This window comes from Bradyrhizobium sp. I1.14.4, from assembly GCF_050435825.1.
GTDB lineage: Bacteria > Pseudomonadota > Alphaproteobacteria > Rhizobiales > Xanthobacteraceae > Bradyrhizobium.
The window spans coordinates 1-15,699 of sequence record NZ_JBNDLA010000005.1; the positions used below are offsets into that span (position 1 = coordinate 1).

Here is a 15,699-nt window from a genome sequence, read left to right on the forward strand (position 1 = left end):
AATCTCTCTCACGGACGGCTCCCTTGTCTGAGATTTGCAACAACCTCATTCTGGCACAACTGATGCCGTAGGGGGCCGTCCACCCCATCAGCCACGGGACGTACGGATAGAGCGAACTGGGGCCACAGGTCGCGCAACAACGACGCCCTGTGGGTTCCCGGGTCGCGCTTCGCTTGCCCGGGACGACAACTGTAGGTTTGGGTACGACACCTGTAGTTTTGGCTGCGACGGCCGTAGTTTTGCCTACTCCGCCGCTTCCTGCGCGACCGTCGGCTGAGTGCCGGCGACCGTGGCGCGGCGCATGTCGCGGGGCTGCGACTGGTCGTAGCGGCGCACGCGGTGCACGGTCTGGCGGTTGTCCCACATCACGAGGTCATGCAGCGTCCATTTGTGCACATAGACGAACTCGGGCTGGGTGGCGTGCTCGGTGAGGTCGCGCAGCAACAGCCGTGCCTCCGGCATGCTCATGCCCTTGATGGCGCCGGCATGCGAGGACAGATACAGCGACTTGCGGCCGTGCACCGGATGCGTGCGCACCAGGCGTTGCAGCACCGGCTTGAACATCGCCTTCTCCTCGTCGGTGTAGTCGAGGAAGCCGAGCGAGCCGCGCGAATACATCAGCGAGTGTTCGCAGATCATGTCTTCGATCTCGGCCTTGGTCTCGTCGTCGAGCGCGTCATAGGCGGCGCGCATGTCGGCGAACTCGGTGTTGCCGCCCTTCGGGTTGACCACACGCGCCGACAGCAGCGAGAATTTCGCCGGGATCGGCCGGAACGAGCTGTCGGAATGCCACAGGCAGTTGCCGAGATTGAACAGATGGGAGCGGTGATCCTTCGGCAGCGGCTTGCCGTCCTTGCCGAGATTAGAGACATCGTTGAGCCCGGAGGAGAGGCGGTAGTCTTCCTTCTTCGTCACGGTGCCGCCGCGTGAGGACTCGCGCTCGCCGAAGTTCAGCGCGAACGCCATCTGCTGTTCGTCTGAGATGGCTTGACCGTGGAAGACGAGCACGGCGTATTTGTCCATGCCGGCCTCGATGTCGATCGCTTCCTGCTTCGTCAGCGGCTTGCGCAGATCGACGCCGGAGACCTCGCCGACGAAATGCTTGTGAAGCTGCCGGATCAGGACCGTCATTGGCGTATCTCCCCGTGCTCTGCGGGCTGTTGTCCCGCTTCGTTTGCAGCCCGCTTAGTTTGAGCAAAGGCTACTCCCGACGCGCGCGCTGTCAACGCTTCGCGGCAAAGAGTGGGCCATGCGCGGGTCAGGCATTCCGTGCCATCAACCCGCCGTCGACGGGAATCACGGCGCCGGTCAGGAAGGATGCGGCGGGCAGGCACAGGCTCAGCGTCATGTGCGCGACCTCCTCCGGATCGCCGTAACGCGCCAGCGCGGTGCGGCGCTTGGCGTAGATCGTCTTGTGCTCCTCGGAGATGCGGTCGGTGATCGCGGTGCGGATCGGGCCCGGGCAGATGCAGTTCACGGTGATGCCCTCGCGCCCCAGTTCCACCGCGAGCGAGCGGGTCAGGCTGGTGACGCCGCCTTTCGCCGCGGAGTAGGGGCTGTGCAGCCCGGTCGCGCCCAGCGCTTCGGTCGAGGCGATGTTGACGATGCGCGGCGATCGCGACTTGCGCAGGTATGGCAGTGCGGCGCGGATGATGCGCGGATGCGCCGTCAGCATCACCGCGATGCCCTTGGCCCAGGCGTCCTCGTAAGCAGGATCGTCGATCGGCACGCGCACAGAGATGCCGGCATTGTTGACGATGATGTCGAGCCCGCCGAAATGCGCGGCGACATCGTTGACGACCTTGCTGATGGCGTCGCGATCGGCGACGTCGAGCGTCCAGGCCTTTGCCGAACCGCCGCTTGCCGCGATCTCCTTCGCCACCGCCTGCGTGCCCTCTTCGGTGAGGTCGGTGACCGCGACATTGGCGCCTTCATCGGCGAACACGCGCGCGGTGGCGCGGCCCATGCCGCTGGCGGCGCCGGTGACGAGAACGGTGAGGCCCTTCACCGAACGGCTGAGCTGCTTGTATTCGGACATCATGGACCTCCGTTGATTTTTTTGCGTTGTGAGACCGGCAACGCTGGCACCGATCCGCAGAGTCGTCAAACCAGCGATCCGATATCGGCGCGCGCGCAGCGCGTTAACGCAAGTTTCCCGGTTGGCTTTTCGAAAAGGATCATGCTCAATCAAGAAAGCAGCACGAGGGAGGAACGCGATGAACGAACTCGATTTCGGCGGCAAGCAGGTATTGGTGGTCGGCGGCTCCAGCGGCATCGGCAATGGTATCGCGCAGGCCTTCCGCGCCAAGGGCGCGCACGTCGCGATATGCGGCACCCGCGCGCAGGCGAGCGACTATTCCGCTGACGAAGGCTCGCATCTCGAGGGCCTTGCCTACGCGCAGCTCGACGTCAGCAATCCGCAGGCGATCGAGCACTTCAAGCCGCCGTTCGATCGCCTGGATGTGCTCGTGCTGGCGCAGGGCGCGGTGATTTACCGCCGCGGGGAATTCGAGATGGAAGGCTTCCGCAAGGTGCTCGAGGTCAACCTGATGAGCCTGATGGCCTGCGCGACCAAATTCCAGGCGATGCTGAGCGCGAGCAAAGGCTCGCTGATCATCGTGAGCTCGACCGCGGCCTATCATTCCACCATGGGCAATCCGGCCTACAACGCCTCGAAGACCGGCGCCGTCGGGCTGACGCGCACGCTCGGCGAGGCCTGGGCCGAGAACGGCATCCGCGTCAACGGCATCGCGCCCGGGCTCGTCGACACCAAGATGACCAAGGCGACGACGGCAAATCCGAAGCGTCTCGAAGGCGCGCTCGAGCGCATTCCGCTGAAGCGTCTCGGCACGCCCGCCGACATGGCCGGCGCCGCGCTGTTCCTGGCGTCGCCGCTCGCCTCCTACATCGTCGGCCAGACCATCGTTGTCGACGGCGGGCTGATACTTTAGCTCCAGGAACTTGCGCGAGGTTCGGCGGTTGGCTCCCTGACGATTCAGGGAGCGTGACGATGGACAAGGATCGGATTTTCGGAACGGCGAAGGAGTTCGCGGGCAAGGCCGAAGGTGCAGTCGGCGATGCGACCGGCGATACGCAGACGCAGGCTTCGGGCCGCGCGCGCGAAGCCGCCGGCTCGGTGCAGGATCTCTACGGCCAGGCCAAGGATGCCGCGCGTGATGCCGCCGACACCGCGGTCAACTATGCCAAGGACGCCTATGAGCATCGCGGCGAAACCATCCGCGACGGGCAGAAGGCCATGGCAAGGTCGGTGCAGGACAATCCGCTCGGCGCGCTCTTGATCGCCGGCGGTATCGGCTTTGCGCTCGCGCTGCTGATGACGCGCCAGCCGCGCCGCCCGCCGCCGTCACGCTGGCGCTATTACGGTTGAGGCGTTCTCCTACCGCCGTCGACAACAAGGACGTGGATGGAGCTTACGCGCTTCGTCGGAAGAGTCCCCGAACAGAGATTGCTACTGCCAGGGATTTCCCGGCACCGCGGCACGCTGTCCGACATTGCCCGGCGGCCGCGGCGGGGCGACCAGCGGGCGCTGCTGCGGCGCGCCGAAGCCGAAGAAGTCACGCAGCCAGGGCTGGGTCTGCGGCTGCTGTTGTTGCGTCTGGGCCGGACGGAACACACGCTTTGGCGGCTTCGGCGCGGTGATGATCGAGCCATCAGGCGCGATCGCCGTGGTCGAGGGCGGCGGATTCGCGGGGCCACCGGTCGGTGCGGCCGGCGTGGTCGCGGCCACAGGCACGTCGCCCTTGGCCTGCTCACGGCCCATCTCGCGACGCGGCCAGACGAAATCATCGGCGCGGCCGGCCGGCGGCGCCAAGGCTTCCCCCTTCACCAGCGTGCGTGCGGCGAGCGCGTCGACCGCGGCGGGTCGCGAACCCGGTCCGCCGAGCAATTGATCGGTGCCGACGGTCGAGGCGACCAGCGGCAACACCGGTCCCGCAAGCGGCCGCGGCGCGGGCTTGCCGGGCTCGGCGCTGGTATCAGGCGTCGCCGGTTCGCTCGGCAGCGCGATCGGGCCCGAGCGCACCGCAAGCAGGCGCGTCACCTCGCGCTCGACATAATGCGCGAGCTTGCGCGCGCCGGCCTTGGTGAAGAACACGCCGTCATCGGAGCGCAGCTTGCGCGGCTGGCCTTCGAAGTCCGGGCCCTTCTGCATGAAGCGGCCGGCCTCGTCGACAAAGCCGTCCCAGACGTCGACATAGGTGATGCCGGCCTTGCCGGCGCCGTCGCGGTAGAGCGCGTCGAGGAACAGCATGTCCGACGTGCCCTTCTGGCCGCGGATCGCGGGCAGGCCGACCCACAGCACCGGCACACCCTTGCTCTTGAGCACGTTGATCAACTCCTCGATCTTCTTGCCGTAGAGCTCGACCCAGCGGTCGTCGCGGAAGTCATAGAGGCCATTGGGCGAGCGCGCGGTCTTTTCCGGCGCGGCCTGCGAGTCGTTGTCGGCGTCGTCGGCTGGCAACTCGGGATCGGCTGGCTTGGCCTCAGCCTTGCCATCGGTCTTTCCGTCGCTGGTCTTTCCGTCGCTCTTGGCAGCTGCATCGGGCTTGTCGCCGGGCTTCGCATCCGGCTTGCCGCGCGCGTCCTTCTTCTCGTCCTTCTTGTCGACCTTCTTCTCCACGACGGGTTCGCGGATCGAGGTGCGGTCGTTGAGGCCGAGCATCACGACGATGGCGTCGGGGTTCTCGGTGGCGAGAATGCCCTTCGCGGCCGCAGCCCAATCCGCCGGGTCGCCCTTGGGCTGATAGCGGATCAGGCCGGAGACCGTCTTGTGCTTGCGGATCACGCCCATCTCGGGCTGATCGGAATAGGCATCTTCCAGGCCATAGGCGAGCCAGTCGGCCATGGCGTCGCCGATCACAAGCACGTTGCGCTCGGCCGCGGCGTCGCGCTTGGCCGGCGGTGGGGCGCGCGAGAAATCCTCGCGCGGCCGCTGCTGCGGCTGGGCCTGCGGGTGCTGTTGCTGGAACGGCGCGAAGAAATCGCCCCCGAACCAGCCGCCGCCACCCCCACCACTACGCGGCGGCGCGCGGCGCTGGGGTGCGTCACCGAAGCCGGGGAAGCCGAAGAACTGCGCCGAGGCGGGCTCGGCAATGCCGATCAACAGCGCAAGCGCAACCGTCAGCGCGACCAGCGGGCCGGCTTCGGTGAATATGCGCAGGAAGGACTTCGGCTTCGGCATCGAGTTCGGACGCAATGATCTGGAAGTACGTGAGCATACTAGCGGAATCGGGCCGCACGCGGGCAGCTTTTCCACCATAAATCGGGTGCGTCCGGCCGCCGTCAAGGCGCCGGCCAAATATCGGATTTCACGGTTAGTTTTGGACGGAAGCTGTCATGGCCGGGCTTGTCCCGGCCATCTACATCTTGCTTCCGGGCGGCCCTGAAGACGTGGATGCCCGGGACAAGCCCGGGCATGACGGAACCTCGCCAGGAGACCGACCGAACCGCTTTGGCTAAACCGCTACCTACCGTCCCCGCAGCCGCTCCAGCACCTCGGCGGTGGCAAACCCGTCGGCGGGGGCGCCGATCGACACCTGGAAGCCGCGCAGCGCCTCGCGGGTCTGGCCGCCGAACTGACCGTCGGGGGTGCCCTTGTAGAAGCCGCGCTGGGCGAGCAGCTGTTGCAGTTCCAGCCGCTCGGCGCGTGACAGCACCCGTTCCTGGCGCGGCCAGGGTTGCACGAAGGGCTGGCCGCCGCGCAGCCGATCGGCGAAATGGCCGATCGCCAGCGCATAAGCCTCGGCCGGGTTGTACTTCATGATCACCCGGAAGTTCTGCAGCATCAGGAAGCCCGGCCCCTCGGCGCCGGCCGGCGCCAGCAAATAGGCCTTGTCGGATCGCCGCGGGAACGGCTGGCCGTTGGGCCGCTTGACGCCGAGCTGCTCCCATTGCGACAGCGGCATCGCCTTGGCGCGGTCGGCCAGCATGTAATTGAGGCCTTGCGGCAGCGCGACCTCGTAGCCCCAGCTCGCGCCGGTCTGCCAGCCGTCCTTCTTCAGATTATTGGCGGTCGAGGCGATCAGGTCGCTCGGATCGTCGACGACGTCGCGGCGGCCATCGCCATCGCCGTCGACGGCGTAGCGCTTGAACGCGGTCGGCATGAACTGGGTCGGGCCGAATGCGCCGGCCCAGGAGCCGCGCATCTGTTCGGGTCGCAAATCGCCGCGGTTGAGGATTTCCAGCGCCGACAGGAACTCGTCCTTGAAATAGGCCTGGCGGCGGCCGATGCAGGCGAGCGTCGCGGTCGACTGCATCACGCTGCGATCGCCCATCTGGGTCGAGTAGTTCGACTCGATGCCCCAGATCGCCGCGATGATATAGCGATCGACGCCATAGGCCTTCTCGGTCGCGTCGAACTGCGGCTTGTATTTGGCGAGGATCTCGCGGCCCTTGGCCAGCCGCGCATCGCTCACGAGAATATCGAGATAGTCCCAGATCGCCTTGGTGAATTCCGGCTGCGAATCCAGCAGGTCCATGATGCGCAGATCGGGCTGCAGCCCCGCGGTGAAGCGCTCGAAGTTTTGCTGAGTGATGTTGCGCCGCGCGGCATCGGGCCACATCGCCGCGACGCAGTTCGGGAAGTCGGATGCGGCCTGGCGGATCGCGCCAGCGGTCATCAGCGGATGGCCGGAGGCGCCATCTTCCCCGCTCCAGGGCGGCGCGGCGCCGTCCTGTCCGGTCGCAGCCTGCGGCGGCGTCGCGGCGTTTGGTCCGGAAAAGATGCTGTCGATCAGGTTGGTCAGGCCGTTGCCGGCCGATTGGGCCTGCGTACTGCCGGGCAGCAGCAGGGCCAGCGCGATCAGGCTCGCGTTGAATAGTCTGGTCCTTGATGTTCCCGTCGCGCGCATATGTCGTGTGCCTGTCAAAATCGTGCCGCCTCAGAAGGCCTCGTCACGGTTTCCAATAGCTTAACAAAGGGCGGCATTTTGGGCGTGGCGAAATCACGCGACGGTTTTTGCCGGGACAAATCGTCCGGCGGGCATCAACCCGCTTTGGACTGGTCCCTGAGACCGGCCAAAACAGCTTCGGCGTTCTCAAAGCAGCCGCCGCCCGGCGGGCTGGCTTCAATCCGGGCGATCACGGCCTCCAGCCCGGCCTGGGTTTCAGTCAATCGACGCCGCAGGGCTTCGACCTCGACCACCTTGGTCTTGAGCGCGACCACCAGCGTGTCGCGGCTCCAGTCTCCCTTGCCGTGCGGCGGCAGCAGGTTCCGGATTTCGTCGAGCGAGAAGCCGGCCTGCTGGGCCATCACGATGATCTCGAGAGTCTGTCGGGTCCCGCGCGAATACTGCCGGTAGCCGTTCAAACCGCGGTCGATCGCCCCAATCAGGCCCTGTCGCTCATAGAAGCGGATGCGCGACGGCGCGAGGCCGGATTCCCGGGCCAGTTCCCCGATCTTCACTGCGATGCTCCCTTCCTCCTTGACCTTGAAGTTCACTTTAAGGTTAGGCTGCGCGCAGATCAACAAGGAACTCGATAAGGAAACCTGGCTCATGTCGCCGTTCGATGCCCTCACTCTGCCCAACGGAAGCGCCGTTCCCAACCGCATCGCCAAGGCGGCGATGGAGGAGAACATGGCCGATGCCGGGCATTTCCCCTCGGCTGAACTGCTGCGCCTCTATCAGGCCTGGGCCGACGGTGGCGCCGGCCTCATCATCACCGGCAATGTCATGATCGATCGCCGCGCCATGACCGGTCCGGGCGGCGTCGTGCTGGAGGACACCACCGAGCTTGAGCCGTTTCGAGACTGGGCGCGGATCGGTCGCGCGAAGGGTGCGCAAATCTGGATGCAGCTCAATCATCCGGGTCGGCAGATGATGAAAAATCTGGGCCAGCAAACCTTGGCGCCGTCGGCGGTGCCGCTCGACCTCGGCAAGCATTCGAACCTGTTTGCGTTGCCCAGGGCGATGACCGAGCAGGACATCAGCGAAGTGATCGCGCGCTTCGTCAGCGCGGCGCGGCTCGCGCAGCGGGCCGGCTTCTCCGGCGTGCAGATCCATGCGGCACACGGCTATCTGCTCAGCCAGTTCCTGTCGCCACTGACCAACCGGCGCACCGATGGTTGGGGCGGCTCGCTGCAAAACAGGGCGCGTCTCCTGATCGAAACCGTCAAGGCTGTCCGCGCAGCGGTGTCGCCGGGCTTCTCCGTTGCGGTCAAATTGAACTCGGCCGATTTCCAGCGCGGCGGCTTCGAGGCAGCCGATGCGAAGACCGTCGTCGAAATGCTGAATGAATTGCCCGTCGATCTGGTCGAACTGTCGGGCGGCAGTTACGAAGCGCCGGCGATGCAAGGCGTTGCGCGCGACGGCCGCACGCTGGCGCGCGAGGCCTATTTCCTCGACTTCGCGCGCGATATCGCCGCGGTCGCAAGAATGCCGGTCATGGTCACCGGCGGCATTCGCCGCATCGGCGTCGTGCAACAGGTGCTCGACAGCGGCGTCGCCATCGCAGGTATCGGCACCGTGCTCGCCATCAGGCCGGATTTGCCGAATGCCTGGCGCAACGGCGAGGATCTGCGGCCAGAAGTCGCGCCGATCAGCTGGAAGAGCAAGCCGCTGGCCTCGCTTGCCGCAATGGCGGTCGTGAAATTCCAGTTGCGGCGGTTGAGCCGGGGCCGCACGGCCAATCCGAACGTTTGGCCATTGAAGGCGTTGGTCCTCGCCCAGCTGCGGACGGCGTCGCTCACCCGCAGGTATCGCCGCTGGATCGCGTCATCTGCTGCCGCGACCGCTGCATCCGGCGGCGCGTCGGTCCCGTCGCGCGCGGTCGGGATGCCGCGCTAGGCGGAACGCTCAGGTCGAAAGCGCATGGGTGGAGAAGACGGATTGGTGCGCATCACACATCCGCCTTTGTTCTCGGCTGCAAAACGGTTACCAAGATGCGATGATAGCGTTTTCGAGCGAAGTGGATTCCGGTTCGCGTGAAGAAAACGCGTCAAGCTAAAGAGTTTCGCGCCGCCGTCCCACCCGTTGCAAGGCTTCCGATAATCCCATGAAGATCCGCAAAGCCGTATTTCCCGTCGCCGGTCTCGGTACCCGTGTGCTGCCCGCCACCAAGGCGATGCCGAAAGAGATGTTGACGATCGTCGACAAGCCCCTGATCCAGTACGTGGTCGACGAGGCCCGGGAAGCCGGCATCGAGCACTTCGTGTTCGTCACCGGCCGCAACAAGGGCGTCATCGAAGATCATTTCGACCGCATGTTCGAACTCGACACCACGCTCGCGCAGCGCGGCAAGAAGACCGAGCAGGATATCCTGGCGCAGAACCAGCCTGAGGCCGGCGCGATGAGCTTCACCCGGCAGCAGGCGCCGCTCGGGCTCGGCCACGCGGTGTGGTGCGCGCGCGAGATCGTCGGCAACGAGCCGTTCGCGGTGGTGCTGCCCGACGAGCTGGTGCTGAACACGCCGGGCTGCCTGAAGCAGATGATCGATGCCGCAAACAAGCTCGGCGGGAAGTCGAATGTGATCGCGGTCGAGGCCGTGCCCGACGAGCTCACCCACCAATACGGCATCTGCGGCGTAGGAAAACGCACCGGCAACATCTTCGAGGTCGACGGCATGGTCGAGAAGCCGCCGAAGGGCACCGCGCCGTCGAATCTATCGATCACCGGCCGCTACATCCTGCAGCCGGAGATCTTCAACATCCTGGCCACGCAGGAGCGCGGCGCCGGCGGCGAGATCCAGCTCACCGACGCGATGATCGGTCTTGCCAAGACGCAGAAGTTCTACGGTGTCGAGTTCGAAGGCGAGCGCCACGATTGCGGCTCGAAGCCCGGTTTCCTCCGTGCCAACATCGCCTTCGGCCTCAAGCGCCCCGAGCTGCGCGACGGCCTGATCGCCGAGATGAAGAAGTATCTGGAGAAGTGAGGCGAGGGGCGCTCCGCGCTCTTTGCGTCATTCCGCTCTCACGTCGCCGAGTCGTCCCATCGCATGGAAAGCCGGATTGCTCCGGTTACACCTGTGGTCCTACCCCCGAGCTTTCTACCCTTTGCTCGGGGCCCATGGGTGCGATCGGCACCCGGCTTTCCCTGCGCCCTCTGCGGAGTGAGAGGGCGGAACGAAATCCAAAGCTCGGGCAAATCATGTCGCGAGGATGCGGACGTATGACTCACAGGCCATGCAACAAACTCAGTGTCGTCCCTGCGAAAGCAGGGATCCATAACCACAAATGGTCATGTTGAGCGATGTTGGAACGACGAGTCGCGCTCACACAACACCCGCCGCGGAGTATGGGTCCCTGCTTTCGCAGGGACGACGCTTGTGAATGTGGTGAGATATCCGCTTCAAATGCGGACTGCATTCTCTCCGCAACATAGCCGAGATCACGCGACCTTGCGCCGCCCCACGCGCTTCGCCGGCTCCTTCGCACCATTCTGTTTCGGTGCGCGCAGCGCATCGGCGGCGAGCGAGACCACTTCGGAAATCTGCTGCAGCTGCGAGGCGAGCGGGCTGGTCTTGCGCCAGACCATGCCGATGGTGCGCGAGGGCTGCGGGTTCTTGAAGCGCGAGACCGTGACCGGCGCCGAGCGCGTCTCCACCGTCACCGCCATCTCGGGGATCAAGGTGACGCCGATGCCGGCGCCGACCATCTGCACCAATGTCGACAGCGAGCTCGCATCCAGCACCTCGCGCGGCGGCGACGACGATTGCATGTTGCAGAACGACAGCGCCTGGTCGCGGAAGCAGTGGCCCTCCTCGAGCAGCAGCAGCCGCATCTCGCGCAGCATCTCGGCGCTCGGCACCGGCGTCTTGGCATCCTCGCCCGGCCGCACCAGCAGGAAGTTCTCCGAAAACAGCGCGACCTCGGTCAGCGACGGTTCATGCACCGGCAGCGCCACGATCGCGGTGTCGAGCCGGCCCTCGGCGACCTCCTTGATCAGCTTCGGCGTCAACGTCTCGCGGACATGGATGTCGAGCTCGGGATGCAGCCGCGCCAGCGTCTCGATCACCTTCGGCAGCAGATACGGCGCGATCGTCGGGATCATGCCGACGCGCAGCCGTCCGGCGAGCTTGTCGCGCGAAGCGCGCGCGAAGTCGCCGAGCTCATCGACCGAGCGCAGGATGTCGCGCACGCGATGCAGCAGGTCCTCGCCGAAGGTCGTCAGGGTGACCTGTCGGGCATTGCGTTCGATCAGCACCCCGCCGACGGCGCGTTCCATCTCGCGGATCTGCATCGACAGCGCCGGCTGCGACACCGCGCAGGCATCCGCGGCGCGCCCGAAATGCCCGTGCTGCGCCAGCGCATCGAAATACCTCAGTTGCCGGAGTGTGACATTTATCATCAGATTATCTTATCGTCGCGATCACTAAAGTCAATTTCACCTGATGGATAGGGGCGCGTAGAATCATTCTTGGAAGAGCTCCAGCACATTCCAGAATCCATCACCTCGGAGAAGAAACATGGACGCAAAAACCGACGAAGGCGCGGGCAAATGCCCATTCACGGGCGGGCCCCGCGGGCACACGAATCGTGACTGGTGGCCGGAGACGCTCGACGTTCAGGTGCTGCATCACAACTCCAGCCTGTCCGATCCGATGGGCAAGGGGTTCGACTACGCCAAGGAATTCAAGTCCCTCGATCTCAATGCCGTGATCAAGGACCTGCATGCCCTGATGAAGGAGTCGCAGGAATGGTGGCCGGCCGACTACGGTCACTACGGCGGCCTGATGATCCGCATGGCCTGGCACTCGGCGGGCACCTATCGCATCACCGATGGCCGCGGCGGCGCCGGTGCCGGCCAGCAGCGGTTCGCCCCGCTTAACAGCTGGCCCGACAACGCCAACCTCGACAAGGCGCGGCGGCTGCTGTGGCCGATCAAGCAGAAATACGGCCGCAAGATCTCCTGGGCCGATTTGATGATCCTTGCCGGCAACGTCGCGCTGGAATCGATGGGCTTCAAGACCTTCGGCTTCGCCGGCGGCCGCGCCGACGTGTGGGAGCCGGAAGAGCTGTACTGGGGTCCGGAAGGCACCTGGCTCGGCGACGAGCGTTACAGCGGCGAGCGTCAGCTCTCCGAGCCGCTCGGCGCGGTGCAGATGGGCTTGATCTACGTCAACCCGGAAGGCCCGAACGGCAACCCGGACCCGGTCGCCGCCGCGAAGGACATCCGCGAGACGTTCTTCCGCATGGCGATGAACGACGAGGAGACCGTCGCGCTGATCGCGGGCGGCCATACCTTCGGCAAGACCCACGGCGCGGGCGATCCGTCGCTGATCGGGCCGGAGCCGGAAGGCGCCGCGCTCGAGGATCAGGGCCTTGGCTGGAAGAGCAAGCACGGCACCGGCGTCGGCGCCGATGCAATCACCGGCGGCCCGGAAGTGGTCTGGAGCCAAACCCCGACCAAGTGGAGCAACTACTTCTTCGAGAACCTGTTCAAGTACGAATGGGAGCTGACGAAGAGCCCCGCGGGCGCGCAGCAATGGGTGGCTAAGGGTGCGGATGCGTTCATTCCGGATCCGTTCGACCCGTCGAAGAAGCGCAAGCCGACGATGCTGACCACCGACCTCTCGCTGCGCTACGACCCGGCCTATGAGAAGATCTCGCGCCGGTTCTACGAGCACCCGGATCAGTTCGCGGACGCCTTCGCCCGCGCATGGTTCAAGCTCACGCATCGCGACATGGGTCCGATCCAGCGCTACCTCGGCCCGCTGGTGCCGAAGGAGAGGCTGATCTGGCAGGATCCGGTGCCGGCGCTCGATCACGCCGTGATCGACGACAAGGATATCGAGGCGCTCAAGGCGAAGATCCTCGCCTCGGGTCTCTCGGTCTCCGAACTGGTGTCGACCGCCTGGGCCTCGGCCTCCACGTTCCGTGGTTCCGACAAGCGCGGCGGTGCCAACGGTGCACGCATCCGTCTTGCTCCGCAGAAGGACTGGGATGTCAACGAGCCGGCGCAGCTCAAGGGTGTGCTGGGCAAGCTCGAAGCTATCCAGAAGGAGTTCCATGCGGGCGGCAAGAAGGTCTCGCTGGCCGACCTGATCGTGCTCGGCGGCGCCGCTGCGATCGAGAAGGCGGCCAAGGACGGCGGCACCAATGTGAAGGTCCCCTTCACGCCGGGCCGCACCGACGCGACGCAGGATCAGACCGACGTCGAATCGTTCGCTCCGCTTGAGCCGCGGGTTGACGGCTTCCGCAACTATATCGGCGGCAAGCATCAGTTCCTGCAGCCCGAGGAGGCGTTGGTCGACCGTGCGCAGCTTCTGCGGCTGACCGGACCGGAATTGACGGCCCTGGTCGGCGGCCTGCGCGTGCTCGGCGCCAACGCCAAGAAGTCGAAGCACGGCGTCTTCACCGGCAAGCCGGGGACGCTGACCAACGACTTCTTCCTCAACCTGCTCGACATGGGCACGGTGTGGAGCGATGCCGGCCAGGGCGTCTATGAGGGCCGCGACCGCAAGACCAAGGCGGTGAAGTGGACCGGCACCCGCGTCGACCTGATCTTCGGCTCGCACTCGCAGCTGCGCGCGTTCGCCGAGGTCTACGGCTCGTCGGACGCCAAGGAGCAGTTCGTGAAGGACTTCGTCGCGGCCTGGGCCAAGGTGATGAACGCCGATCGCTTCGATCTCGCGAAGTAAGCGCCGGCAACCGCAATCAGGGCAGGGCGGCGCTTCGGCGCCGCCCTGTTTCATTTCGGGGATGCAGTTTTTGGGAGTTTTAGGATGAAAGGCTTCCGCACCTGGCCATTCCGCTCAATCGTGCAGCTTCATGTCGCGGATCATCTCCTCGAACTCCTCCTGCGTGGGAGCGGCGAGCGGGACCTGCGGCGCGCTGCTCGTCGCGATGGGAGCATCGCACTGTGAGGCCCGGCGCGAAGGCTCGAAGATTGCGGTCAAGCTCGCCCAGCAGACCAGCAGCGCCACGATCCAGTCCAGTACATTGGATGCCGTCATTGCAGCACCAGCATCAGCATTTCCATGCGCTGATGGTGCAGCCGACACGACGCCTGCGCAATTCGGAAGCTACGAAACGTAACTTCGGCGCAGCCGAGACGAGCACCGACGCTTCGACGCTATTCGGTCCGTGCCCGGCGCCCTTCGATCGGATAGGCGGGATCGTTGAATCTCGGCGTCGAGGGATGGCCGGTGACGACGAGGCGGTCGATCAGGGCTTCGTCCTCGGCGGTGAAGCGGTAATCGAGCGCGCGGATGTAGTCGTCCCATTGCGCTTCGGTGCGCGGGCCCGCAATCACCGCACTGACGAACGACGAGTTCAGCACCCAGGACACCGCGAACTGGCCCGCGGTGATGCCGCGGCTCTCGGCGTGGCGCTTGATCTCCTGCGCAAGCTGCAGCGATTCCGGCCGCCATTCGGTCTGCATCATGCGCTTGTCGTTGCGGCCGGCGCGGGTATCGGCGGGCGGCGCTGCATCGGGCGCGTATTTGCCGGTCAGCACGCCGCGCGCCAGCGGGCTATAGGGCACGATACCGAGGCCATAATAGGCGCAGGCCGGGAAATGCTCGACCTCCGGCATCCGGTTCATCGCATTGTAATAGGGCTGACTCGCGACCGGACGGTCGATGCCGAGCCGGTCGCAGATGTTGCAGATCTCGGCGACGCGCCAGGCGCGGTAGTTGGAGACACCGAAATAGCGCACCTTGCCGGCGCGGATCAGGTCGCCCATCGCCCGCACCGTCTCGTCGAGCGGCGTCGTGTGGTCTTCCTTGTGCAGATAGTAGACGTCGATGTAGTCGGTGCCGAGCCGCTTCAGGCTTTCGTCGGCGGCCTGGAAAACCCAGCGCCGCGACAGCCCGCCATGGTTGGGATCGTCGCCGATCGGGTTGGCGAGTTTTGTCGCGAGGACCCAGTTCGACCGGCTGTTGGAGATCGCGCGGCCCACGACCTCCTCGGACTTGCCGCCATTGTAGGCGTCGGCGCTGTCGATGAAGTTGACGCCGGTATCGCGCGCCTTCGCCGCGATCCGCGACGAGGTCGCCTCGTCGGCCGGTCCGCCGAACATCATGGTGCCGAGGCAGATCGGCGAAACCTTCAGGCCGCTGCGGCCGAGCTGGCGATATTGCATCGGGTTTGTCCTGCGCGTGAAGTATACAGCATAGCGCCTATGCTCCGTCGTTGCGAGCGCAAGCGAAGCAATCCATCGTCCCATACAAAGATAGGATGGATTGCTTCGTCGCTATCGCTTCTCGCAATGACGGAAGCCGCAACGTTCTCACTCGCTCCTCAAAATCTTGAACACGCCATTGGCCATCGCGATGCAGCGCTTGTCGACCGTCACCTCGGCCGTGATGAAGATCAGGCTGCGGGTCGAGCGCACCACGCGCGGCCGCGTCGTCAGGATCTCGCCGATCTTGCCGGCCTCGACGAAATGGGTGTCGAGCTGCACCGTCGCAAGCGTCGGCTTGCCCGAGACGAAGCGCGCCGCCATGCCGCAGGCGCGGTCGGCGAAGGTCATGATCACGCCGCCCTGCACGAGGCCGCGGCGATTGTGGTGCTTGTCCTCGGTGATCAGCGCGAGTTCGAGCGCGCCGTCCTTCAACCGTTCCCACAACGGGCCGATCAGCGTCAGGAATCCCGTGGTTTCGGCGATCTTCCAGCCGTCGGATTTGAGTTTGTCCGCGGCCTTGGCCGTCATGAGGAGAGATACCTTGCTTGCAAATGATGGATCACGGGAGGCATGTCGTACGGGACATTTCATCAATCGCTGTTGTGTTGTAGTCAAG

Annotated in this window: 14 protein-coding genes; 5 read left to right on the forward strand and 9 right to left on the reverse strand. The window is 65.3% G+C overall.

The window, feature by feature from the left end:
- Positions 1–243 precede the first annotated feature (243 nt).
- Together ABIB78_RS12115 and ABIB78_RS12120 are read right to left on the reverse strand one after the other, a co-directional pair.
- Entirely contained in the window at positions 244–1,131 is an 888-nt protein-coding gene (locus ABIB78_RS12115; protein WP_429024526.1) for a TauD/TfdA dioxygenase family protein, read from the reverse strand.
- Between the two features lie 127 nt (positions 1,132–1,258).
- A complete protein-coding gene (locus ABIB78_RS12120; RefSeq protein ID WP_429024528.1) occupies positions 1,259–2,038 on the reverse strand; it encodes an SDR family NAD(P)-dependent oxidoreductase in 780 nt (259 codons plus the stop codon).
- A gap of 178 nt (positions 2,039–2,216) precedes the next feature.
- Here ABIB78_RS12120 and ABIB78_RS12125 point away from each other — a divergent pair, with 178 nt between their 5' ends.
- The gene (locus tag ABIB78_RS12125; protein WP_429024530.1) at positions 2,217–2,951 is read left to right on the forward strand and encodes an SDR family NAD(P)-dependent oxidoreductase; all 735 of its coding nucleotides are present in this window, start codon (positions 2,217–2,219) and stop codon (positions 2,949–2,951) included.
- Positions 2,952–3,010: 59 nt separating this feature from the next.
- Positions 3,011–3,388 carry a CsbD family protein gene (locus tag ABIB78_RS12130; RefSeq protein WP_429024532.1) on the forward strand — a complete coding sequence of 126 codons (378 nt, stop codon included), beginning with the start codon at positions 3,011–3,013 and terminating at the stop codon, positions 3,386–3,388.
- An 81-nt stretch (positions 3,389–3,469) separates the two neighbouring features.
- Here ABIB78_RS12130 and ABIB78_RS12135 read toward each other — a convergent pair whose 3' ends face one another.
- From ABIB78_RS12135 to ABIB78_RS12145, 3 genes are all read right to left on the reverse strand, one after another.
- Entirely contained in the window at positions 3,470–5,200 is a 1,731-nt protein-coding gene (locus ABIB78_RS12135) for a DUF459 domain-containing protein (protein WP_429024534.1), read from the reverse strand.
- Positions 5,201–5,486: 286 nt separating this feature from the next.
- Positions 5,487–6,869, reverse strand: a complete 1,383-nt coding sequence (locus ABIB78_RS12140) for a lytic murein transglycosylase (protein ID WP_429024536.1) — start codon at positions 6,867–6,869, stop codon at positions 5,487–5,489.
- A 134-nt stretch (positions 6,870–7,003) separates the two neighbouring features.
- Positions 7,004–7,516: a MerR family transcriptional regulator gene (locus ABIB78_RS12145; protein ID WP_429024538.1), complete on the reverse strand. Its 513-nt coding sequence runs from the start codon at positions 7,514–7,516 to the stop codon at positions 7,004–7,006.
- On the opposite strand from ABIB78_RS12145, the gene ABIB78_RS12150 reads away from it, so the two are divergent.
- Positions 7,515–8,804, forward strand: a complete 1,290-nt coding sequence (locus ABIB78_RS12150) for an NADH:flavin oxidoreductase/NADH oxidase family protein (protein WP_429024540.1) — start codon at positions 7,515–7,517, stop codon at positions 8,802–8,804. The two genes, ABIB78_RS12145 and ABIB78_RS12150, sit on opposite strands and share 2 nt — an antisense overlap.
- Before the next feature lie 208 nt (positions 8,805–9,012).
- A complete protein-coding gene (galU, locus tag ABIB78_RS12155; RefSeq protein ID WP_429024542.1) occupies positions 9,013–9,888 on the forward strand; it encodes a UTP--glucose-1-phosphate uridylyltransferase GalU in 876 nt (291 codons plus the stop codon).
- A 455-nt stretch (positions 9,889–10,343) separates the two neighbouring features.
- On the opposite strand, the gene ABIB78_RS12160 is transcribed toward galU, so the two are convergent.
- A complete protein-coding gene (locus ABIB78_RS12160) occupies positions 10,344–11,303 on the reverse strand; it encodes a LysR substrate-binding domain-containing protein (protein WP_429024543.1) in 960 nt (319 codons plus the stop codon).
- Positions 11,304–11,421: 118 nt separating this feature from the next.
- Here ABIB78_RS12160 and katG point away from each other — a divergent pair, with 118 nt between their 5' ends.
- Entirely contained in the window at positions 11,422–13,596 is a 2,175-nt protein-coding gene (gene katG / locus ABIB78_RS12165) for a catalase/peroxidase HPI (RefSeq protein ID WP_429024544.1), read from the forward strand.
- Positions 13,597–13,710: 114 nt separating this feature from the next.
- Here the strand turns inward: katG and ABIB78_RS12170 are convergent, their stop codons facing one another.
- The 3 genes from ABIB78_RS12170 to ABIB78_RS12180 form a co-directional block, all read right to left on the reverse strand.
- Positions 13,711–13,911 (reverse strand): hypothetical protein, encoded by a 201-nt coding sequence (locus ABIB78_RS12170; RefSeq protein WP_429024546.1) that lies wholly within the window; start codon positions 13,909–13,911, stop codon positions 13,711–13,713.
- Between the two features lie 119 nt (positions 13,912–14,030).
- Positions 14,031–15,041, reverse strand: coding sequence for an aldo/keto reductase (locus ABIB78_RS12175; protein ID WP_429024548.1), 1,011 nt, complete (start codon positions 15,039–15,041; stop codon positions 14,031–14,033).
- A 147-nt stretch (positions 15,042–15,188) separates the two neighbouring features.
- Positions 15,189–15,611: a PaaI family thioesterase gene (locus ABIB78_RS12180; RefSeq protein ID WP_429024550.1), complete on the reverse strand. Its 423-nt coding sequence runs from the start codon at positions 15,609–15,611 to the stop codon at positions 15,189–15,191.
- Positions 15,612–15,699: the final 88 nt, after the last annotated feature.

Coding starts and splice junctions, on each gene's coding strand:
- ABIB78_RS12130 (WP_429024532.1), top strand. CDS start 3,011: ATGGACAAGGATCGGATTTTCGGAACGGCGAAGGAGTTCGCGGGCAAG.
- ABIB78_RS12115 (WP_429024526.1), bottom strand. CDS start 1,131: ATGACGGTCCTGATCCGGCAGCTTCACAAGCATTTCGTCGGCGAGGTC.
- ABIB78_RS12140 (WP_429024536.1), bottom strand. CDS start 6,869: ATGCGCGCGACGGGAACATCAAGGACCAGACTATTCAACGCGAGCCTG.
- ABIB78_RS12150 (WP_429024540.1), top strand. CDS start 7,515: ATGTCGCCGTTCGATGCCCTCACTCTGCCCAACGGAAGCGCCGTTCCC.
- galU (WP_429024542.1), top strand. CDS start 9,013: ATGAAGATCCGCAAAGCCGTATTTCCCGTCGCCGGTCTCGGTACCCGT.
- ABIB78_RS12180 (WP_429024550.1), bottom strand. CDS start 15,611: ATGACGGCCAAGGCCGCGGACAAACTCAAATCCGACGGCTGGAAGATC.
- ABIB78_RS12175 (WP_429024548.1), bottom strand. CDS start 15,041: ATGCAATATCGCCAGCTCGGCCGCAGCGGCCTGAAGGTTTCGCCGATC.
- ABIB78_RS12135 (WP_429024534.1), bottom strand. CDS start 5,200: ATGCCGAAGCCGAAGTCCTTCCTGCGCATATTCACCGAAGCCGGCCCG.
- ABIB78_RS12120 (WP_429024528.1), bottom strand. CDS start 2,038: ATGTCCGAATACAAGCAGCTCAGCCGTTCGGTGAAGGGCCTCACCGTT.
- ABIB78_RS12125 (WP_429024530.1), top strand. CDS start 2,217: ATGAACGAACTCGATTTCGGCGGCAAGCAGGTATTGGTGGTCGGCGGC.
- ABIB78_RS12145 (WP_429024538.1), bottom strand. CDS start 7,516: ATGAGCCAGGTTTCCTTATCGAGTTCCTTGTTGATCTGCGCGCAGCCT.
- katG (WP_429024544.1), top strand. CDS start 11,422: ATGGACGCAAAAACCGACGAAGGCGCGGGCAAATGCCCATTCACGGGC.
- ABIB78_RS12170 (WP_429024546.1), bottom strand. CDS start 13,911: ATGACGGCATCCAATGTACTGGACTGGATCGTGGCGCTGCTGGTCTGC.
- ABIB78_RS12160 (WP_429024543.1), bottom strand. CDS start 11,303: ATGATAAATGTCACACTCCGGCAACTGAGGTATTTCGATGCGCTGGCG.